General features: G+C 63.0%; 22 protein-coding genes and 1 pseudogene. 18 read left to right on the top strand and 5 right to left on the bottom strand.

Features of this window, described 5'->3' with window-relative positions:
- The first annotated feature begins 48 nt into the window (after positions 1–48).
- The 8 genes from pilL2 to AC27KI_RS01460 are packed head-to-tail and all read left to right on the top strand — an operon-like array spanning position 49 to position 7,096.
- On the top strand, positions 49–669 hold the full coding sequence (pilL2, locus tag AC27KI_RS01495) for a PFGI-1 class ICE element type IV pilus protein PilL2 (protein WP_487087718.1): 621 nt from the start codon (positions 49–51) through the stop codon (positions 667–669).
- Entirely contained in the window at positions 666–1,310 is a 645-nt protein-coding gene (locus AC27KI_RS01490) for a hypothetical protein (RefSeq protein WP_487087720.1), read from the top strand. The genes pilL2 and AC27KI_RS01490 overlap by 4 nt, the downstream gene beginning before the upstream one ends.
- A gap of 9 nt (positions 1,311–1,319) precedes the next feature.
- On the top strand, positions 1,320–2,051 hold the full coding sequence (locus tag AC27KI_RS01485; RefSeq protein ID WP_487087722.1) for a TIGR03759 family integrating conjugative element protein: 732 nt from the start codon (positions 1,320–1,322) through the stop codon (positions 2,049–2,051).
- A complete protein-coding gene (locus AC27KI_RS01480) occupies positions 2,036–2,650 on the top strand; it encodes a transglycosylase SLT domain-containing protein (protein ID WP_487087724.1) in 615 nt (204 codons plus the stop codon). Before AC27KI_RS01485 ends, AC27KI_RS01480 begins: the two co-directional genes overlap by 16 nt.
- Positions 2,647–3,606 carry a phosphoadenosine phosphosulfate reductase domain-containing protein gene (locus tag AC27KI_RS01475; protein WP_487087726.1) on the top strand — a complete coding sequence of 320 codons (960 nt, stop codon included), beginning with the start codon at positions 2,647–2,649 and terminating at the stop codon, positions 3,604–3,606. Before AC27KI_RS01480 ends, AC27KI_RS01475 begins: the two co-directional genes overlap by 4 nt.
- A 19-nt stretch (positions 3,607–3,625) precedes the next feature.
- The gene (locus AC27KI_RS01470) at positions 3,626–4,168 is read left to right on the top strand and encodes an integrating conjugative element protein (RefSeq protein ID WP_487087728.1); all 543 of its coding nucleotides are present in this window, start codon (positions 3,626–3,628) and stop codon (positions 4,166–4,168) included.
- 10 nt (positions 4,169–4,178) lie between these two features.
- Positions 4,179–6,350, top strand: a complete 2,172-nt coding sequence (gene traD, locus AC27KI_RS01465; protein WP_487087730.1) for a type IV conjugative transfer system coupling protein TraD — start codon at positions 4,179–4,181, stop codon at positions 6,348–6,350.
- Positions 6,347–7,096, top strand: a complete 750-nt coding sequence (locus AC27KI_RS01460; RefSeq protein ID WP_487087732.1) for a TIGR03747 family integrating conjugative element membrane protein — start codon at positions 6,347–6,349, stop codon at positions 7,094–7,096. Before traD ends, AC27KI_RS01460 begins: the two co-directional genes overlap by 4 nt.
- 57 nt (positions 7,097–7,153) lie before the next feature.
- On the opposite strand, the gene AC27KI_RS01455 is transcribed toward AC27KI_RS01460, so the two are convergent.
- From AC27KI_RS01455 to AC27KI_RS01440, 4 genes are all read right to left on the bottom strand, one after another.
- Entirely contained in the window at positions 7,154–7,489 is a 336-nt protein-coding gene (locus AC27KI_RS01455) for a hypothetical protein (RefSeq protein WP_487112252.1), read from the bottom strand.
- A complete protein-coding gene (locus tag AC27KI_RS01450; protein WP_487087736.1) occupies positions 7,440–8,228 on the bottom strand; it encodes a hypothetical protein in 789 nt (262 codons plus the stop codon). The genes AC27KI_RS01455 and AC27KI_RS01450 overlap by 50 nt, the downstream gene beginning before the upstream one ends.
- The gene (locus tag AC27KI_RS01445; protein ID WP_487087738.1) at positions 8,209–8,442 is read right to left on the bottom strand and encodes a hypothetical protein; all 234 of its coding nucleotides are present in this window, start codon (positions 8,440–8,442) and stop codon (positions 8,209–8,211) included. Before AC27KI_RS01445 ends, AC27KI_RS01450 begins: the two co-directional genes overlap by 20 nt.
- A gap of 303 nt (positions 8,443–8,745) precedes the next feature.
- The gene (locus tag AC27KI_RS01440) at positions 8,746–9,765 is read right to left on the bottom strand and encodes a secretion protein EspV (protein WP_487087740.1); all 1,020 of its coding nucleotides are present in this window, start codon (positions 9,763–9,765) and stop codon (positions 8,746–8,748) included.
- A gap of 22 nt (positions 9,766–9,787) precedes the next feature.
- Here AC27KI_RS01440 and AC27KI_RS01435 point away from each other — a divergent pair, with 22 nt between their 5' ends.
- Positions 9,788–10,087, top strand: coding sequence for a hypothetical protein (locus tag AC27KI_RS01435; protein ID WP_487087742.1), 300 nt, complete (start codon positions 9,788–9,790; stop codon positions 10,085–10,087).
- Here the strand turns inward: AC27KI_RS01435 and avrBs1 are convergent.
- Positions 10,056–11,399, bottom strand: coding sequence for an AvrBs1/Avra family type III secretion system effector (gene avrBs1, locus AC27KI_RS01430; protein WP_487087744.1), 1,344 nt, complete (start codon positions 11,397–11,399; stop codon positions 10,056–10,058). The genes AC27KI_RS01435 and avrBs1 overlap by 32 nt on opposite strands.
- Positions 11,400–12,005: 606 nt before the next feature.
- Here avrBs1 and AC27KI_RS01425 point away from each other — a divergent pair.
- The 9 genes and pseudogenes from AC27KI_RS01425 to AC27KI_RS01385 all read left to right on the top strand — a co-directional run bounded on the left by AC27KI_RS01425 (position 12,006) and on the right by AC27KI_RS01385 (position 19,724).
- Complete coding sequence (locus AC27KI_RS01425; protein WP_487087746.1) at positions 12,006–12,368, top strand: integrative conjugative element protein, RAQPRD family; 363 nt, start codon at positions 12,006–12,008, stop codon at positions 12,366–12,368.
- Positions 12,365–12,598, top strand: coding sequence for a TIGR03758 family integrating conjugative element protein (locus AC27KI_RS01420; protein ID WP_272548406.1), 234 nt, complete (start codon positions 12,365–12,367; stop codon positions 12,596–12,598). Before AC27KI_RS01425 ends, AC27KI_RS01420 begins: the two co-directional genes overlap by 4 nt.
- 17 nt (positions 12,599–12,615) lie before the next feature.
- Positions 12,616–12,989 (top strand): annotated as a pseudogene (locus tag AC27KI_RS01415) (TIGR03745 family integrating conjugative element membrane protein).
- Between the two features lie 10 nt (positions 12,990–12,999).
- Positions 13,000–13,395 carry a TIGR03750 family conjugal transfer protein gene (locus AC27KI_RS01410; protein ID WP_487087750.1) on the top strand — a complete coding sequence of 132 codons (396 nt, stop codon included), beginning with the start codon at positions 13,000–13,002 and terminating at the stop codon, positions 13,393–13,395.
- Complete coding sequence (locus AC27KI_RS01405) at positions 13,392–14,084, top strand: PFL_4703 family integrating conjugative element protein (protein WP_487087752.1); 693 nt, start codon at positions 13,392–13,394, stop codon at positions 14,082–14,084. The genes AC27KI_RS01410 and AC27KI_RS01405 overlap by 4 nt, the downstream gene beginning before the upstream one ends.
- Entirely contained in the window at positions 14,081–14,989 is a 909-nt protein-coding gene (locus AC27KI_RS01400; protein WP_487087754.1) for a TIGR03749 family integrating conjugative element protein, read from the top strand. Before AC27KI_RS01405 ends, AC27KI_RS01400 begins: the two co-directional genes overlap by 4 nt.
- Positions 14,979–16,430 (top strand): TIGR03752 family integrating conjugative element protein, encoded by a 1,452-nt coding sequence (locus AC27KI_RS01395; RefSeq protein ID WP_487087756.1) that lies wholly within the window; start codon positions 14,979–14,981, stop codon positions 16,428–16,430. Before AC27KI_RS01400 ends, AC27KI_RS01395 begins: the two co-directional genes overlap by 11 nt.
- Complete coding sequence (locus AC27KI_RS01390) at positions 16,411–16,845, top strand: TIGR03751 family conjugal transfer lipoprotein (RefSeq protein ID WP_487087758.1); 435 nt, start codon at positions 16,411–16,413, stop codon at positions 16,843–16,845. The genes AC27KI_RS01395 and AC27KI_RS01390 overlap by 20 nt, the downstream gene beginning before the upstream one ends.
- Entirely contained in the window at positions 16,845–19,724 is a 2,880-nt protein-coding gene (locus AC27KI_RS01385; RefSeq protein ID WP_487087760.1) for a conjugative transfer ATPase, read from the top strand. Before AC27KI_RS01390 ends, AC27KI_RS01385 begins: the two co-directional genes overlap by 1 nt.
- Positions 19,725–20,116 lie beyond the last annotated feature (392 nt).

Here is a 20,116-nt window from a genome sequence, read left to right as displayed (position 1 = left end):
GGCCCGTTGGGCAATCGTGCGGGTTCGATGTTCCAGAGAACCGCCACCATGCGATCCATTCATCCCTCCCCACGTTTCTTCGCAGGCTGCGGCCTGTGGCTCGCCGCGGCCCTGATCGGCGGCTGCGCCAAGGCACCGCCACCCAACACGTCCGCTGCATCTGCCACATCGGCCACGCCGCTGAACACCCGGTCCCCATCGCACGCTGCAACGCCAGCACCCAAGCCACCGCCCGGCTTCGTGCCAGTGGTGCGCCAGGGACGCTATACGCTGGTCGAGCTTGCCCCGGAATCCGCGCAGAAGGACTTGCTGCAACAGGTGATCGAGGTGTCGGTGCCCGATGCGCGCCAGGCCACGGTCGGGGATGGCCTGCGCCATGTGCTGCTGCACTCGGGCTATCGACTGTGCCAGGCGGGAGAGGTCACGGCTTTCGACACGCTGCCATTGCCGGCCGCGCACTACCGGCTGGGACCTGTGCTGCTGCGCGACGCCCTGCTGACACTCGCGGGTCCCACCTGGGAACTTCGGGTGGACGATGCTGCCCGCAGCGTGTGCTTTTCCCGTGCCGGGTCCCCGCCCGCGCCTGCTGGCGAGAAGGCATCGAAAACACCCGACCGCACCGGCACGTCGGCCAAGGTCCCCACGGCCCGGCAGGGGGCTCGGTCATGAAACTCCCTGCACTGCGCCCGCCCAGCCGCTCGATGCTCCTGCGCGCCACCGCCATCACCGCGCTCGTCCTCACCAGCGTGATCGCCGTGATCGATCACGTTGCATTGTCCCGTCTTTCCGAGCGGACCAGCGCCGGCCCACGGGCCTCTCAGATCGCCTCCCTGGAAAACCGTCTGGCGGAACTGGCGCAGCAGATCGAGAGCGTCCAACAGCAGCCACCTGCACTGACGCAGGCCGATTTCGAGGAGGCGCGCAGCGCCATCGCACAGCGGCTGGCAGACGTCGATCAGGCCATCGCAGAGCGCCCGCCTGCGCCGGACCTGTCACCGCTGCAAAGCCGCATCGAACAATTGGAAGAGCGCCTGAACACCAGCGCGCGCGTGGCGATACAACCGCCCCCATCGCCTGGCGCACCGCCTCCACGGCCCAAGGCATCCGCGCCACCTTTCCAGGTCATCGGCAGCGAGGTGCGTGGCGGCGAACGCTTCCTGAACATCCTGCCGCAGAACGCCTCCGCGCCGTCGCAGGCCCGTGTGCTGCGGCCTGGTGACGTCGAGTCCGGCTGGCGGCTGGAGACCATCGAAAACCGCACGGCGGTGTGGGAACACCAGGGCGAAGTCCGTCGCCTGGCCATGCCATAGGAGGATGCAATGAAACACTGGACCACCCGCATCGCGTTGGCCCTCGGGCTGTCGGCAGGCAGCGTGCTGCCGGTGTTTTCGCAAGATGCCCGCCTGCGGTCCTCTCCCGTGGTGCCCAACCGGGAGCAACCTGCCACCACCGCGCTCAGCGAGGAGCAGCAGGCCCGCACCTGGGGTCTTGGCGTGGAGGACTGGGCGCGTTTTCGGGAGGTGATGCAAGGCCCGCTGGGCACCTACTCTCCGCACCTGGACCCCCTGTCGGCGCTCGGCATCGAGGCCCGCTCGGAAGAAGAGCGCCGCCGCTATGCCGAGTTGCAGGTCGAGGCGGAAGCACGCCGCGTGGAAAAGATGCTGGTCTATCAGCGCGCCTACGATGCCGCCTGGCAGCGCCGGCATCCCGGGGCGCAGCGGGTCAGCCTGCCCGGTGCCAACCCCCATCCCGGCACATCAGGCGCTGCGGCCCGCCTGGCGGTTTTCGTCAAGGGCGATTGCGCGCCCTGCTTGCCCCTGGTGCAGCAACTGCAATCGGCCGGGACGCCCTTCGACCTCTACATGGTCGGAAGCCGGGCCGAGGATGGCCGCATCCGCGAATGGGCCCGCCAGGCCCGCATCGATCCGGGCAAGGTCCGCTCCGGCACGATCACCCTCAACCACGATACGGGCCGCTGGCTGTCGCTGGGACTGCCGGGCGATCTGCCCGCCGTCGTGCGGCAGGTGGACGGCCAATGGCAGCGCCAATGAACCGGCTCGCTGCCATGGCAATCCTGCTCGCCAGTTGGGGGGCTGCCAGCGCTGCGGCGCAGGCGCAGGAGATGCCGCCTCCCGCCTACCAGATCGCCGCCCGGCGCGCCGACATTCCCTCCGCGGTCCTGTACGCGGTCGCGCTGCAGGAAAGCGGGTGGCAACGCGGCGGACGGGTGGTGCCCTGGCCCTGGACCCTGAACGTGGCGGGCGACGCCCGGCGGTTCGACAATCGCGGCGACGCCTGCGCCGGTCTTCAAAGGGCGCTGCGTGAGGTTCCGTCCACGCGCGTGGACGCGGGCCTGGGGCAGATCAACCTCGGCTACCAGAAGCACCGTTACGACCGGCCCTGCGATCTGCTCGACCCCTACCGCAATCTGGCGATCGCCGCCGAGATCCTGCGCGAGCAATACGACCCCGGCGAGGACTGGCTGATGGCGATGGGCCGCTATCACCGCCCGGCCGGTGGTGCGCCAGCCGCCCGCTACCGCCGAAGCGTCGGCCAGCACCTGGCGCGCGTCCTGGGTCCCTCCCAAGCCCAAGCGGCCCTGGCGGGCTGGCACCACGGCGCGCGATGGCAGGAAAGGACGCCCCAATGATCCGCCGCCACGGCTCCCGCATCCAGCATCTGGTCAACGTTTCGGGTGGCAAGGACAGCACTGCCACCTACCTGCTGGCGCTCGAATCGGGCCGCGCGTTTCGCGCCGTGTTCGCCGACACGGGCAACGAGCACGAGTGGACCTACGCCTTCATCCAGCAACTCGCCGCGCGCACGGGTGGCCCGGAAATCGAGATCGTGCGCGCCGACTTCACGGCGCAAATGGCACGGCACCGCGCGTTCGTGCTGCGGGAATGGCCCCGCATGGGCGTGGCCGATCACATCGTCCGGGAAGCCGCGGCATTGCATGAGCCCACCGGCATCCCGTTTCTCGACCTTTGCATCTCCAAAGGACGGTTTCCGAGCCGGATGGCGCAGTTCTGCACCTTCGAGCTGAAAGCGCAGCCCATCACTGTGCAGGTGGTGTTTCCCATGCTGCGCAACGGCCCGGTCCTGCAGTGGCTGGGCATCCGCGCACAGGAGAGCGCCCACCGGGCCCAGCAACCGCGCTGGAACCGCCATGAGACCGGATGCATGGTGTGGCGCCCGATTTTCCGTTGGTCGGTCGATGACGTATGGGCGCTGCACCGCCGACACGGGCTGGAGCCCAACCCGCTCTACGCCCACGGCATGGGTCGTGTGGGCTGCATGCCCTGCGTCAACTGCCGCAAGGGCGAGCTTCGATCCATTGCCGAGCGGTTTCCAGCTCACATCGACCGCATCGAGCGATGGGAGGCCATCGTGGCCGCAGCGAACAAGCGCCGGGCCGCGACGTTTTTTCCCGCCGTGAAAGACCCCATGGACGTGGAGCGGCCGGGCACCTACGCCGGCATCCGCACCGTGGTGCAGTGGAGCCGTACCAGCCGTGGCGGTCGGCAGTACGACATGTTCTTCGATGACCAGGGCGGGGGCGGTTGCCAATCCGATCTGGCGCTTTGCGAGCGCAGCGACCCATGAATGCGACAAGGAGCCTCCGATGAAACACTCATACACCGCCCGGTCAGGATTGGCCTGCCTGCTATGTTGCAGTGCGTGGCCGGTTCTGGCCCAGTCCCCGTTGACCGTGGTGGAGGACCATGGCGGCGCTTCGGCACTGCCCTACTACGAAGCATTGAGCCCGCCGCCCAAACAGCAGGCTTCGCCATCACCATCCAGCGCGGCCGTGCCCGCCGCACCGGCCCGGCTGTTTTCCGAAGCGGACATGCTGCCGGTGCGTTCGCAGCGCCTGTCGCCGGGCACCGAGCCACGCCGTGTGATCCAGGCGCCAGGGCTCATGCCGATGTTCGTGATCGGCGACGACGACCGCTCGCGGGCCTGGCTGGCCGAACGCGGCGCAACCCTGCGCGAGATGAATGCGACGGGTCTGGTGGTCAACGTCGAATCGGCGTGGGCCCTGGCCGCTTTGCGTCGGGAGGCCCAAGGTCTGACGCTTTCCCCAGTGTCCGGGGACGATCTTGCCGGGCGTCTCGGCCTGCGCCACTATCCCGTGCTGATCACCGCGACCGGCATCGAGCAGTGAGTCCGTCGCCATGGCCCAGCCCCATGCGGTGGAAGTCCTGCTCCGGCCCGCCGTGGAGCTCTACACCGTCGCGGTCTGCGCGGGAGCCGCGCTGCTGTGCGCGATGGCCCCCTGGGCGCTGGCGCTGAGCCCGCGGCTGGGCGCTGGTTCCGCGATGGCCTTTCTCGCCTTCGGGGCGATCCGCCTGCGCGACGCTCTGGCGATCCTGCGCTACCGCCGCAACATCCGCCGCCTTCCCCGCTACGTCATGACCAGCCGTGCGGTTCCGGTGAGTTCGCAGCGGCTCTTCATCGGCCGGGGGTTTCGCTGGGACCAGCGGCACACCCACCGCCTGATGCAGACCTACCGGCCGGAGTTTCGCCGCTACGTCGAGCCCACGGCCCTGTACCGCTTGGGCCGGCGTGCGGAGGCGCGCCTGGAATTCGCGCCGTTTCCGCTGTCGGCCATCGGACGCCTGACCGCATGGGATCACCCGCTCAATCCCGCGCGCCCGTTGCCGCCCGTGGGCGGCATGCCGCGCTTGCACGGGATCGAGCCGCAGGAAACCGACGTGACCCTGCCCCTGGGTGAACGGGTCGGCCATTCGCTGGTGCTGGGCACCACGCGGGTCGGCAAGACGCGCCTGGCCGAACTGTTCATCACGCAGGACATTCGCCGGCGCAATGCCCACGGAGATTTCGAGGTCGTCATCGTCTTCGATCCCAAGGGCGATGCCGATCTGCTCAAGCGCATGTACGTCGAGGCGAAACGCGCAGGCCGCGAGGGCGAGTTCTATGTGTTCCATCTCGGCTGGCCCGACATCAGCGCACGCTACAACGCCGTGGGCCGCTTCGGGCGGATCTCGGAGGTCGCCACCCGCATCGCCGGGCAGTTGTCCGGCGAGGGCAACAGCGCTGCCTTCCGCGAATTCGCCTGGCGGTTCGTCAACATCATCGCGCGTGCGCTGGTGGAACTGGGCCAGCGCCCCGACTACCTGCTGATCCAGCGGCATGTCGTGAACATCGATGCGCTGTTCATCGAGTATGCCCAGCACTACTTCGCCCGGAACGAGCCGAAGGCCTGGGAAATCATCGTCCAGCTCGAAGCGAAGTTGAACGAAAAGAACATTCCCCGCAACATGATCGGTCGGGAAAAACGTGTCGTAGCGCTGGAGCAGTACCTGTCCCAGGTGCGGACCTACGACCCGGTACTCGACGGCCTGCGCAGCGCCGTGCGCTACGACCGCACGTATTTCGACAAGATCGTGGCAAGCCTGCTGCCGCTGCTGGAAAAACTCACCACCGGCAAGATCGCGCAGTTGCTGGCCCCGAACTATTCGGACCTGGCGGACCCGCGGCCGATCTTCGACTGGATGCAGATCATCCGAAAGCGCGCGGTGGTCTATGTGGGCCTGGACGCACTGTCCGATGCGGAGGTCGCCGCCGCCGTCGGCAATTCGATGTTCTCCGACCTGGTGTCGGTCGCAGGGCATCTGTACAAGTTCGGCGTGGACGATGGACTGCCCGGTGCATCCGCGAACGCGAAGATTCCGATCAACGTGCATGCGGACGAGTTCAACGAACTCATGGGCGACGAGTTCATCCCGATGGTCAACAAGGGTGGTGGTGCGGGCATCCAGGTCACCGCCTACACGCAGACGCTCTCCGACATCGAGGCACGCATCGGCAACCGTGCCAAGGCCGGCCAGGTGGTGGGCAACTTCAACAACCTGTTCATGCTGCGGGTGCGCGAGACGGCCACCGCCGAACTGCTCACGAAGCAGTTGCCCAAGGTGGAGGTTTACGCCACGTCCGTCATGAGCGGTGCCACGGACAGCTCAGACATCCATGGCAAGACGGCGTTCACCAGCAACACGCAGGACCGTATCACCACCTCCAGCGTGCCGCTGATCGAGCCGGCGCATGTGGTTGGTCTCCCCAAGGGCCAGGCTTTTGCGTTGCTGGAAGGGGGCAATCTCTGGAAGATCCGGATGCCGTTGCCAGAGCCTGATCCCGACGAAGCGATGCCCAATGACCTCCAGCAACTGGCCGGATACATGCGCCAGCACTACGTGGAGGCCGGCGACTGGTGGGAACACCAGGGATTTGCAGGATTGCAGGACACCCCCCTGCCCGCCGATCTGCTGGACGGCTTTCGCCACATGGCCGCGGACGAGGCACAAGAGAGCGTGGCGGCACCATGAGCGATCCGGCCGCGACCGCCCGGCGCCAGCAGGACCAGCAGCAAGGGTTGGTCGCCCAGGTCATCACGCTGCCGTTTCGCTTCGTCGGGGTCCTCTGCGGCTCGCTGTTGCTGTGCATCGCCATCGAATGCGTGGGCATGCACCTGTTCTGGCCGGAAGAAGGCTGGCGGCACGCATCGAACATGCTGAACGACGAACTGGCCCAGTTGTCGGGGCATTTCACGCGCAGCGCGCTGGTAGAGGAACCGGGGCGCACGGGCCGATGGCTGGTCGAGCAAGGGTACGAGTGGACCTTCGTGCGAAGCGGTTTGGTGGACTGGATGCGCGATGCGTCGGCGCAGGCCAGCGCGCCCAGCCGTGGCAACCATCGGGATTTCCGCTTCTACATCAGCCAGGTGTATGTCTGGACGGAGCGCTATTTGATTGCCAGCGGTTTCATGCTGCTGGTGTTCATCGTCCGACTGCTCGTCCTGGTGCTCAGCCTGCCGCTCTTTCTGATGGCGGCCTTCGTCGGGGTGGTAGATGGATTGGTGCGCCGGGATATCCGGCGCTTCGGTGCAGGGCGGGAGTCCGGTTTCGTCTATCACCGGGCGAAGGCTGCTGTGATGCCGCTCGCCGTATGGCCTTGGGTGGTCTATCTGGCCTTGCCCGTGAGCGTCAGCCCGCTGCTGATCCTGCTGCCCAGCGCGATGCTGTTGGGGTTGGCGGTAAACATCGCGGTGGGCAGCTTCAAGAAATATCTATAGAACCTGCTGGCGGCGTAACGACATCGATTTTTTCGGTGGCGGCTTACGACACGCCAATCAAACGTTCGCCAAGAAGTTCTTATAAGGACTCGTATCAACGGACAAATTCGACGCAGCAGCCACCACTTCCCTGTGATCAATTTTGGCGCGACGCCGATCATATATCTGCGAATTTTTGTCGATTTCTTTCAAAAGCGCTGTCATCCTGGCTGCATCAACCTTGCCAAGAATTGGCGCGATGAAGCGCCCAAACCGTTTGTCCGCATCATCATAATTGACGCAAGCGCCATAGTTTTTTATCGCTATTTCGCATGCAGTTTGCAGCACACCTTCGTTTGCCGATTCATCCAGAAGCAGTGCCCAGCTTTTTTTCGCTGGCATCATCGAATGCATCGGCGGTTTCTGAATGCAATGCGGCAAGATGCGCAGCGAAGCTCGGGTGCTGAAACCAAGACTTGATTCTGAGGTTGATGTCTCCCGCAGCCTGCCCTTGCAGGAGAATATGGGCTGCAGAATTAAGTGATCCATAGAGCGACTGATGCTCCGCCAGGAAATGGATCAACGCTTCGAGCAGTTCTGGATCTGGTCCAACATTGCTGAAATAAATCCGATCGCCGTCCATCGCCGCGCGGAACATGGTGGGATTACGCTCGTAAATTACACCCAGCGCCACAACGTTGATATCACGGTGTGTATCAGTCTCAATATTTCTGAGTTTGAAGCAGAATTTCCAGAGTGACCGAAACAATTCCAGCTCCACTGCCCCGGGCATGTTCGGGAAGTAACGGGCCTCCAAATAGGACTTGAGCTTGCCGGTTGAAATCAGAAGCGCCTTGTTGGTGGCAATATCCGCCACCAAAGCGGGTACTATTTTCTTAGAAAACAACGGCGGTTTGAGAAGCACTGCTTCCAGCGCGGTGCGAATGTTGGCACGCGCTGTCTCCTTGCTCGGCTGAAACAAAAGGTCGCTTCCAGTAAGAACAGGATGCGCCGATAGGTGGCGGAGTTTCTGTAGTCCTTGCAACTGAATATGCTCGGCCGCTTCCAGCAACTTGGTGCGCGAAACGACCTCATTCAGGAGATAGAGCTCCCACTCCGGATTGGACGGATTATCAAGCTGCTTTTTTTTCAACGTCCTTCAGCAGCTTGTCCGCTTGCACATCACCATGCATGTCACGCAAGTTTTGCAATTTATAGACAAGATCGCAGACGACTACGGTCCAAAGCATCACGATGCTGCTGCGATAGCAGCCTGTGGCAAAGCATCGGACAACTTCCTCGAAATTGTTCTGAGATCGTTTTTCGACGATACGTTCTGCGGCTAAATCAATTGAGAAACTTGGCATTGGCAATCCATATCAACGGTATCAGTTAATGGGACCATTCAGCGCTTCTTTGAAGAAACCGACCATCCCAGGCTTGGACGAAAAACCATCGCCTCTTCTATTCTCTGCCGAGTTGGCAGATAGTGGTCTGCTCTACATCGACGAGTTTTTTACATCTACCCAATGCGAGAAATTTCTTTACACGGGCCAGCGATAAAAGTCGGTCAAGGCTCAAGATTTTGATCGGCGAACTGCATCGTCAAGACCGATCGTTCGCAAGTTTTGCCGCATCAAGTTGTCGTTTGGCCTGTCGTGTGTATTCCCTCAGAGCTTGCTCGACAGACCGCTCACGAGTTTTACTCCGTCCAGCCGTCGTTTGGCCTGCAGCGTGTATTCCCTCAGCGCTTGCTCGACGGCAACCGGGTCGCGCGGGTCGATGCCGTCAACTGTCAGCGATACTGCGGCATGGATTTCAGGGTAACTGTGGGCGAAAACCTCGGCAGCGTCTACCTGCTTGTCCGGCAACCCGAGTTGGGCTCGCACCCCATTCATTCCCTTGGCCAGCACCGCAGGCGGGTTCGAGCCTTCGGTGCGAAAGAAATGAAGGGCTAAATCGATCAGGGCTTTCTTTGCCTCTTCCTGAGATAAGCCAGGGGCTGCCCAGGAGCTTTCGGCTTTCTGCGCGCCATATCGCATGGCAATGGCCACATCTGACGATGAGCCCGAGGTCCCGGTCATGACAGGCACCCCAAGCGCGTCTCTCAAGTGCGTGCCGGTGTCATGCGATAGATCGGCTCCATTCAATGTTTTCGTGGGATGAGTCCCAGAGCGAGTGGCATCGTGGCGATTTTCAGCACGGAAAGTTACGCGGTCTTGAAGTTTCAAACGGCCCGCTAACAGTTGGCCCTCCTGTGCCGTTTCAAATCCTGTTTGAGCTTGTGCCCATGTGAATGGGCCGGATTCACCCTTGAGCATCATTGCGAATGCCGCACTGGACGCAGGCGAGGGCGTCCACGCTTTAGGACGCTTGTAAGGGGAGTCGTCGGAGGGAGCGATGTGACCTTGGGCTTCGTCCCCGAGCCGCTGACGATCTCTGCTCTCCAGCGCTTCTTCCGACTCCCAAAGCCCGCGTTCCAAATGACAAAGCCATGCCGACTGCTGAGCAGCAGGAGTTGCGGGGTCTTTCAGGGCGAGGCTAGCGGTATCAATCAATGCCTTCTCCGCTCCGATGTTCGCGAGATAGACCTCTGCCCTGCGATGCAAGTGGGAAATGGAGTAATATCGGTTGTTCGACAATGACCGAGAGAGAAACTGACGAATGGCAGATGGCGTTTGTTCAGTCACGACATAAGGCGATCTGTTTATCGTGGCGCTGCTGAACGTGTCATTAACGGGGCTAGGCGAAGCTATGGCAACACCCATTTTCACCTCTGGCATTGGTATTCTGGGTGCCATAGTGCTGCTTGAACTGGAACGACCTACAACATCGATATGCGAGCTGTGCAGCACGCGGGATTGGGGTGATTGCGGATCACTCGACTGCTCATTCGATCGAGATTTGCTAAAGTTACTCAGCAAGGTCGAATTACTGCTGAGCAATGGTATTGGAGGTTTCATGATAAAGGCTTGGAGAATTAAAGCCTTGAAAGAAAATGACTTCTCGTAGGTAGATGTTGCATTTTAGATGAAAGAAAAAGTTCCAAGCCAGTTAATATTTCGCTGGCTTTGAAATCTCGCAAACTCAAGGCACGTATGGCACTTCCCTCCTCCTGGAATTCATAAGTACAAAGCGATATCCCTTTGCGGAGATTTGAAGTAATATCGGCCAACACCGCCTCTCGCATTTCCTTGGAGATCAGCTTCAGGCTTTCTAGGCTAGATGCCAAGTCTTGCACCTGCCCGGATTCGGTCCATGACACTTGACGCTTCAGGAAATCGATTAGATTTTTCCCTTCTGGCCCTTCTTGTTCCAAATCTCTCGCAAGGGCTGCCATTTCTAAATTGAACTCCAACAAGGTGGCGATTGCCACGCTTGGAGAATTTCCGACTTCCAGTGCCCGGGCATCCCAAACCTCTAATTTGGCGCAATATTCATTGTGTCTTAAAATAGATTCAGGTTGCTTTGACTGAAAAATCTGCATGTTTTGCACCAATTCTTCAATGGAGTGCGAAAAATCAGAATTCTGACGGTGTGGGTCCGTTTTAATGTATTTTTTGACTTTTCGCTCCAGCATTTCTAACTTCTGGGAATGACTCATCGAAGCGCTTTTTCGCGCATATTCGGCATCGAAACCTTCGTTAGACTTGAAAGAATGCACATCACCAAATCCCGGTCTCTTTGAAATCTGTCCGAATAGGGAGGGAGGGGTTCTGTTTTCGGGCATGGAGACAATGGACGGAAGCCCTTTCCACTTTGGCCGATCAGGCTTTTTCATCAGAGAAATCGTGTTGGCCTTTGCCCCAGATACGATTGCCGAAGCAGGGGTCATGACTATATCGCGGCCAGTGATCCGGTTTGTCAGTGTGTCCACTTCACGTTTTGCTGGTGTTTTGCCAGAGGCTCCAAACTCTTTAGTCGCTTCGTTATCTTTATAAAATCTGAGCGTACGTATCAGCGCTGGATGACCCTCTGCAAATCTTTGCGCGATATTCCCATCTTGCCGCGGAGCGAATGCTGATTGTTCGATATATTTGTGAATGTCATTGCCCTGTATTTTCGCTTTCCTTGCGTGCTCCCATAATTTGGCAATTTGCTGGACTTGGATTTTCTTTTCTTGAACCTGTGTTATTTTTCTTAGAGCTTGCGATGTTAAATTTCCGACAGTGCCTTGATGCTCATAGGTGGATGGGCCGGTTCTTGCTCGAAGGGTGTGGTGTGAAATTTCCTTTCTTTCTGGTAGGTCAGATTTTTTGTCGCCAAGAGATGTGATGCTCGATGAAAAAGATGGGTGTAAGGCGGGCGTGTTGATTTTTGGCAATGAGAATTCTCCGTTTCAATGACAATCTGAAAATTAAAGCGCCGGTTCTTTTCCCGCAGGAAGGGGATGACGAAATCCGCCTTGGCGGTTTGCTCTGCGATACGGGCCATGAGCGCTGCGGTTTCTACGCGGCATTGCTAACCGATCTGCGGTACGGAAGACGCAAGGAAGGCCCGATTGGCTTGCGTCTTTTTTTTTGGGCGATTACCTCGATGACGCCGGAATGCAATCCGAGATTGCTCCTGAGTTTGTCGAGTCCTTGCCGAGACGGGGTGGGATGTCGCGAGAAATAGGTTCCTTTGGTTCGTTTGATGGCCGTCAGTCCGCTGCGAATACGCAATACACGAAGGCAAGTGGACTGACTGTGTTGGGAAACAAACGATATTCCAAGCTGTGGAAATCTTGATCGAAGGCAGGCGAATTCACATCAGGATTTGCGAAGCCCGACCGCTTGCGGGGGGGAACAGGCGGTATCGCCCAGGTATCGACAGAAACGTATGTCTGTCGTCGCACAAGAAAGTGGTGACGGCACATTCCCGATAGATCGCGGACTTTTCACGCGCCAGTCCGCAGCATCCAGCCATTCGCATCAGACGGGATGGCACGATGGATCGAACCCACAGATCGACGCTGGCATGGCGACCCGCTTTCGCTGCGGCCCTGTTCGCCTGCTTGCTGTTCACGGGACATCAGGCCGCTGCAGCCGATGACGCGGAGATCGAGCGCGAGCGCCTCGCCGCCATCGTTCGCCAGTTGGACCTGATCGATCGCCTCGTCGGTCAATCCGCCACCGCCGCGCCCGGCGTTCCTGCCCGATACCACTTCGACTACCCGCGCCTGAATGCCGATCTGCGGCGCGTGCGCGCCGGCATCCGCGATTACCTCAGCCCGCAGCGCGCCCAGCCGCGCGACCCGGCTGCTCTCTCCGGCGACTACCGCCAGGACGCCGGGCAGGAGCGCGAGCGATGACGGCCCAGCAACTGTCCGCATTCCAGGCCAATGGGGGCTTCGATGCCTCCGCATCCCTCGGCCTGCTGGTCGGGGCCGTGTTCGCCATCCTGCTGCTGTGGGGCGTGTGGGCATTGCGCACGGCCTATGTCGGCTGGTCGGAGCAACGAATTTCCCAGCGTCAGTTCCTCGGTGTCGCGATGCGTTTCGTCGCGATGTACCTCGTGCTGACTTTCTTCCTTCTCTCTTGACGCAAAGGCAGGACACCATGCATCCGGTCCCCTCCCATCGTTCCTTCCTCCGCTGGCCCGTGCGCCTTTCGGCGCGGGCCAGTATTCCCGCGTTGCTGCTGTCCTCACTCGCGCAGGCCCAGGGGTTGCCACGCTGGAGGACCCCACCCGCGGCGCGGGCAGCGGCATCATGGAAACGCTGCGCAACTACGCCTACGACATCGTGATGCTGGTGGCGCTGCTCGTCGTCGCCTCCATGTTCATCGGTGTCTGCTACCACGCCTACGGCACCTACGCCGAGATCCACAACGGCCGCAAGACCTGGGGCCAGTTCGGATTGAGCGTGGCGGTCGGTGCGGTGCTTTTGGTCGTCGGTATCTGGCTGCTCACCAAGGCCACCGGGATTCTGTGAGGGCATGGGCATGGCCGAGCACGATGTCCGGCCCGATGGCACGGTCGCATTCCTTCCGCACCGGCTCAACCGCCATCCCGTGGTGGTCCGGGGCCTCACGGCGGACGAGCTATGGGTCTGCGCCGGACTGTCGGGCGCGGCGGGGTTTGCGATGGGGGTGCCGCTGGCCCTCCTCGCCGCCTCGATCGCCGTCGTGCCCACCGCCATCGTGCTGGGCATCGCGGTCGGCGTGTTCGTCGGCGGCGGTGTCCTGCGTCGTCACAAGCGCGGTCGGCCCGATACCTGGCTGTACCGGCAGATGCAGTGGTGGATCGCACGCCACCAGCCGGCGCTGGCCTGGCTGTTCGGGGGAGATGGCCTGGTGATCCGCTCGGGCTGGTGGTGCACCCGGAGGACCACGACGTGAGCCGGTTCAAGAACGAAATCACGCAGTTGCGCGCACACATCCAGACCCTGCGCCTGGGCGCTGGCGCGCTGCTGCTCATCGCCTTGGTGATGGGCGCGGGCTGGTGGAGCTCGCCGCGCAACCTGACCATCCATGTGCCACCGGACCTCCGGTCGGGCAGCACCCGCAAATGGTGGGAGGTTCCACCGGAGAGCGTGTACGCGTTCACGTTCTACATCTGGCAGCAGCTCCAGCGCTGGCCGACCAATGGCGACGAGGACTATGCGCGCAATATCCGTGCGCTGTCGCCCTACCTCACGCCGGCCTGCCAGGACTTCCTTTTGCACGACTACGAACTGCGCCGCGCGGCGGGCGAGTTGCGCCAGCGCGTGCGCGGCATCTACGAGATTCCGGGGCGCGGCTATGGCAGCGATCCCGCGCTGCGCGTCAAAACCATGTCCGAACGGGACTGGCTCGTCACGCTGGATGTGACGGCCGACGAGTATTTCGGAGCGGAACAGGTCAAGCGCGCGCTGGTGCGCTACCCGCTCAAGGTCGCGCGCTCGGACATCGATCCCGAACGCAACCCGTTCGGGCTGGCGCTGGATTGCTACAGCACACCGCCACAACGCATCGCCACGCCCGAACCTGCGCCCGCCCCTGGCCGGCCCTCGGGGGTGCTCGGTGGCGCCTTGGGAGAGACACCATGAGACACAACCGTTGGTCCATCGGCCTGCTGCTGACCGCGGCCTATCTGGCCGCCCCGGCACAAGCGCTGGAAATCATGCGCTGGGAGCGGCTTCCCCTGGCGGTGCCGCTGCATGTCGATCAGGAGCGTGTCGTCTTCATCGACCGCAACATCCGCGTAGGCGTGCCGGCATCGCTGGAAGGACGGTTGCGGGTGCAAAGCGCGGGCGGCGCGATCTATCTGCGTGCCAGCGAACCGATCGAGCCCACCCGGCTGCAATTGCAGGACGCCGATACCGGCGCACTCATACTGCTGGATGTCGCCGCCGAAACGGCCGGGGTTGGCCAGCCGGCCTTGGAGCCGGTCCGCATCGTCGAGGCCGATGCCGCCGCCGTGCGCTACGGCGATGCAAAACCTGCGGCAACCATCGAGGATGCCGCCGAAGGGCCGGGATCATCGCCCCGCACGCCGCGCGAGACGCCGATCCCCGTCGTTCTGACCCGGTACGCCGCGCAGAACCTCTATGCCCCCTTGCGCACCGTCGAGCCCTTGAGCGGTATCACGCGCGTGAACCTCCCGCGCCACCTGGCGCTGGAGACCCTCTTGCCGACCGTCCCGGTGCGGGCGCGGGCCCTGGCGGCCTGGCGGCTCGATGACCTGTGGGTCACGGCGGTGCAACTGAGCAATGGCTCCCCGGGCACGTTCAGCCTGGACCCGCGGGACTTGGTGGGCGACTTCGTGACGGCCACCTTTCAGCACGGGACATTGGGGCCCGCCGGCCAGCCGGACGACACCTCGGTCGTCTATCTGGTGACGAAGGGGCATGGCCTCGCGCAATCGCTGCTGCCCGCCATCGGCCGGATCGATGCCGCCGCCAACCTTCCGAAACCGGCCCAGCGCCCGCAGGGAGCCTCCCATGAAAAGTAATGGCCTGCTCAAGTGGTTGATGGTCCCGCTGGCGCTGGTGCTGGTGTTCGCGGGCATCCAGCTGTTCTCCGGCGGCAGCGCGTCGTCGCCCCGCCCGCCCGGCACCCGGCTGACCGCCGAGGAGGCCAAGACCCTGGGCATCGATGCCGACACGCCGCGCGACACCGTGGCGACCCTGGTCGGCCAGGTCAAGCAGTTGCGGACCGAACTGCAGGGTGCCCTGGCGGACAACAAGACCCAGCAGGCCGAGAACGAGCGGCTGCGCCAGCGCGAAGGCGCGATCGACCGGCGCATCCAGAGCGCGCTGGACGCCGAGCGCAACCAGTTGCGCACCGACCGCGATCAGGTCGCGGGCGAGCGCCAGCAGGCGCAAGGCCTGCTGCAGGAGGTGCAGCGCCAGATCGAGGGGCTGGCCGGAAAAAGCGGCGATGCCGACCTTCCAGTGGGTCTCGGACTGGAGCCGGATGCCAAGGGCGCGCCCGGCGCGCAAGGCATGCGCTGGATCGAACCCGACGATGCGCGCCGCGACAAAAAGAGCGGTGTGTCCGATCAAAATTTCAGTTTCCCCACCCGGTTCGGGATGGACAAGGCCAACGGGGCGTCCGCCGATCACACCACGGACGTTAGCGGACAGGCGCCAGAAGTCTCCGCCGCCAAGCCGGTCTATACCGTGCCGACCAACGCCACCCTGATGGGCTCCATCGCGATGACCGCGTTGATCGGGCGTGTGCCGGTGGATGGCACCGTCAACGACCCCTATCCGTTCAAGGTGCTGATCGGGCCGGACAACCTGACGGCCAACGGCATCGACATTCCCGACGTCGCAGGGGCCGTGGTGAGCGGCACGGCCTCCGGCGATTGGACCCTTTCATGCGTGCGCGGCCAGATCCGCTCGGTCACCTTCGTCTTCGCCGATGGCACCATCCGCACCGTGCCGCAGGATCGCGGGCGCGGGTCCGGCAATGGGCAGCAGAGCGGCACGGGTGAAGACAATGGCGATACCGACAGCGGTGGGACGCGGGAAGGCCTGGGCTGGATCAGCGATCCCTACGGCATCCCCTGCGTCAGCGGCGAACGGCGCAGCAATGCACAGCAGTATCTGGGGACGCAATCGCTCATCACCGCAGCGGGCGCCGGTGTCGCCTCCTTGATCAAATCCGACAATGGCAGTGTCGCGGTCGTCGCCAACAACAACGGCTCGCTGGGCACGGTCGGCATCTCCGGCAACGAGGCGATGGGCCGCATCCTCGCCGGCGGCGTGCAGGACATGTCGCAGTGGGTGAACAAGCTCTATGGCCAGGCCTTCGCCGCCGTCTATGTCCGGCCCGGCGCGAAGGTGGCCGTGCACCTCGAACAACCCCTCACCATCGACTACGACCCGAAGGGCCGCAAGGTCGATCATCGCCTCGGAGGAGCCTTGCATGCGCAGGACCTGGATTAACGGCATGGCGGCGCTGTTCGCCGCCCTCGCGCTGGCGGGCTGCTCGACCAGCAAGGAAAAACTCCTTCCCCACGACGACCAGACCATGCTCGACGTCTGGAACGCGGAAACCGGCGGCAGCGCGGGCGCAGGCCGACAGGCCGGGCCGTTGCTCGACGCCCGGCAGTCGCTGCGCCGCCCGCTCACCGAAGCGGACGTGAAGGCAGCGCCCGCGAGCCAGGCGAGTTACACCCGCACGGCACGCAACGAGATCGATCGGCAGTTCCACCGCCTGCCCAATCCCGACCTGGCGATGTACGTGTTCCCCCATCTGGCGGGCACCGATCCCGTGCCGATTCCGGGCTACACCACCGTGTTCCCGCTGTACCAGCGGGTGCAGTACGCGATGCCCGGAGAACGGACCGAGGACTACTGATGCGGTGGCCCTTCCAGCGCCACCGCAACGCCACACCCGACGCTGGCGCGGACGCGCCGCCGCCCTATGCCTGGGAGCGCCACGTCGCTGCGTTGGCGGCGCAAGGCATCGCCGAGCCGGGCAAGCCACGCGGCCGGGCAACGCGCCCTGCGACGGTCGCCGACGAGCAGGCGCTCTACGACGTGACCCCATCGTTTGCCGACATGCTGCCCTGGGCCGAGTACCTGCCCGACTCCCGATGCATGCTGCTGGAGGATGGCACCTCGGTGGCCGCGTTCTTCGAGCTGCAGCCGATCGGCACGGAAGGCCGCGAGGCCGACTGGCTGATGCAGGCGCGCGATGCCGTGGAAAACGCGCTTCAGGACAGTTTCGATGAACTCGACGAATCGCCGTGGGTGGTGCAGTTCTACGTGCAGGACGAGGCGGACTGGAACCACTACCTGCAGACCTTGGAGAACTACGTGCAGCCGCGTGCGCAGGGAACCGCGTTCAGCGCGTTCTACCTGCGGTTCCTGGCCCATCATCTGCGGGCGGTGGCCAAGCCGGGGGGCTTGTTCGAGGACCACACGGTCACGCGCCTGCCCTGGCGCGGGCAGACCCGCCGCGTGCGTCTCGTCGCCTATCGGCGTGTTCACCAGACCGCGGCCCGCAGGGGTCAGTCACCGGAGCAGGCGCTGAACGTGATCTGCGAGCGATTGGTCGGTGGCCTGTCCAATGCCGGCGTGCAATCGCGCCGCCTGGCCGCTGCGGACATCCATGCATGGCTGCTGCGCTGGTTCAACCCTTGCCCGCCCCTGCTGGGGCCGAGCGCCGAGGACCGCGAGCGCTTTTACCGCTTGGCGGCCTATCCCGAATCCACCGATCCCGGTGAGATCGAGATGGCGAGCGGCACGGATTTCGCGCAACGCCTCTTCTTCGGCCAGCCGCGATCGGATGCCGACAACGGTCTTTGGTATTTCGACGCAATGCCGCACCGGACCATCGTGCTGGACCGGCTTCGCCTGCCGCCTGCCACGGGCCACGTCACCGGGGAGACCCGCAAGGGCGGCGATGCCATCAACGCGCTGATGGACCAGATGCCTGAGGACACCGTGATGTGCCTGACGCTGGTCGTGACGCCGCAGGACATTCTGGAATCCCATCTCAACCAGATCGCCCGCAAGGCGGTCGGCGAGACGCTGGCGTCGGAGCAGACGCTCAAGGACGTGCGGCAGGCGCGCGGCCTGATCGGCAGCTCGCACAAGCTCTACCGCGCCTCCATGGCGTTTTACCTGCGAGGACGCGATGTGGCCGAACTCGACGCGCGCGGCGTGCACCTGGGCAACGTGTTGCTCAACGCGGGCCTGCAGCCGGTGCGCGAAGAGGACGAGGTGGCCCCGCTCAACAGCTATCTGCGCTGGCTGCCGTGCGTCTATGACCCGGCCAAGGATCAGCGCCAGTGGTACACGCAGCTGATGTTCGCACAGCACGCGGCGAACCTGGCACCCGTGTGGGGCCGCAGCCAGGGGACGGGCCACCCCGGCATCACCTTCTTCAATCGTGGCGGCGGGACCGTGACGTTCGATCCGTTGAATCGCCTGGATCGGCAGATGAACGCCCACCTGTTCCTGTTCGGGCCGACCGGCTCGGGCAAGAGCGCCACGCTGAACAACATCCTCAACCAGGTCACCGCGATCTACCGGCCACGGCTGTTCATCGTGGAAGCGGGCAACAGCTTCGGCCTGTTCGGCGACTTTTCCAAGCGGCTCGGGTTGACGGTGCATCGCGTCAAGCTGTCTCCGGGCTCGGGCGTGAGCCTGGCTCCGTTTGCCGATGCCTGGCGCCTGGTCGATACGCCCAGCCAGGTGCAGACCCTGGACGCCGATGCACTGGACGAGGACAGGGAAGAGCCAGACCACGCCGCCGATCACGACGAACAACGTGACGTCCTGGGCGAACTGGAGATCACTGCCCGCCTGATGATCACGGGGGGCGAAGACAAGGAGGAGGCCCGCATGACGCGCGCCGACCGCAGCCTGATCCGCCAATGCATTCTGGATGCGGCGCAGCGCTGTACCAGTGAGCGGCGCACCGTACTGACGCGAGACGTGCGCGATGCGCTGCGAGAGCGCAGCCGTGACAGCACCTTGCCGGAAAGCCGACGCTCGCGATTGCTGGAAATGGCCGATGCCATGGACATGTTCTGCCAGGGGGTCGATGGCGAAATGTTCGACCGGCCAGGCACGCCGTGGCCCGAGGCCGACATCACCATCGTGGACCTCGCCACCTTCGCCCGCGAAGGCTACAACGCTCAGCTGTCGATCGCCTACATCTCGCTCATCAACACGGTGAACAACATTGCCGAGCGCGACCAGTTCCTGGGTCGGCCGATCATCAACGTGACCGACGAGGGGCACGCCATCACAAAGAACCCGCTGCTGGCACCCTATGTGGTGAAGATCACCAAGATGTGGCGCAAGCTCGGCGCCTGGTACTGGCTGGCGACGCAAAACCTGGACGATTTGCCCAAGGCGGCGGAACCAATGCTCAACATGATCGAGTGGTGGATCTGCCTGTCCATGCCGCCCGACGAGGTGGAGAAGATCGCACGGTTTCGGGAGTTGAACGCCTCCCAGAAGGCCCTGATGCTGTCGGCGCGCAAGGAGGCGGGCAAGTTCACCGAGGGCGTGATCCTGTCCAAATCGATGGAACTGCTGTTCCGTGCCGTGCCGCCCAGCCTGTACCTCGCATTGGCGATGACCGAGCCGGAGGAAAAAGCCGAACGCTTCCAACTGATGCAGGAGTTCGGTATCAGCGAACTGGAGGCCGCCTTCAAAGTGGCTGAGAAGATCGACCGGGCGCGCGGGATCGAGCCCTTGGCGTTCAATGCCCTGGACTGAACTGGCGGACTGCATCCGTGCAGAGCAACGGGACAAGGCGCGCACCCTTGCGCGCCAGATCGGCCACCGCGATCCGGTCAATTGTGACAATTCATATCAAACTGGCGAAATAGTTACGTTTGGACGCATTTAGACAGGTCTGGTGCAAGGGAGAAATGGCTCGATATTCCATCTGACGGGATATGATCGCCGCCGTTTCAACGCCACCAGGCCCCATTGCGGGTCCGCATACCAATGACCCGCCGCGTCACGATCCAAACGCCCCTGGGAGAGCAATTGCAGTTCCGGCAGTTGCAGGGCAAGGAAGCCATCAGCCAACTGTTCTGTCTTGACCTGGATTTGCTGAGCGACAGCAAAAGCATCGACCCGAAGGCGCTGCTGGGCAAGAACGC

The organism is Acidovorax sp. KPB24-03, assembly GCF_057546605.1.
This window is presented reverse-complemented; position numbering and strand designations above follow the sequence as displayed.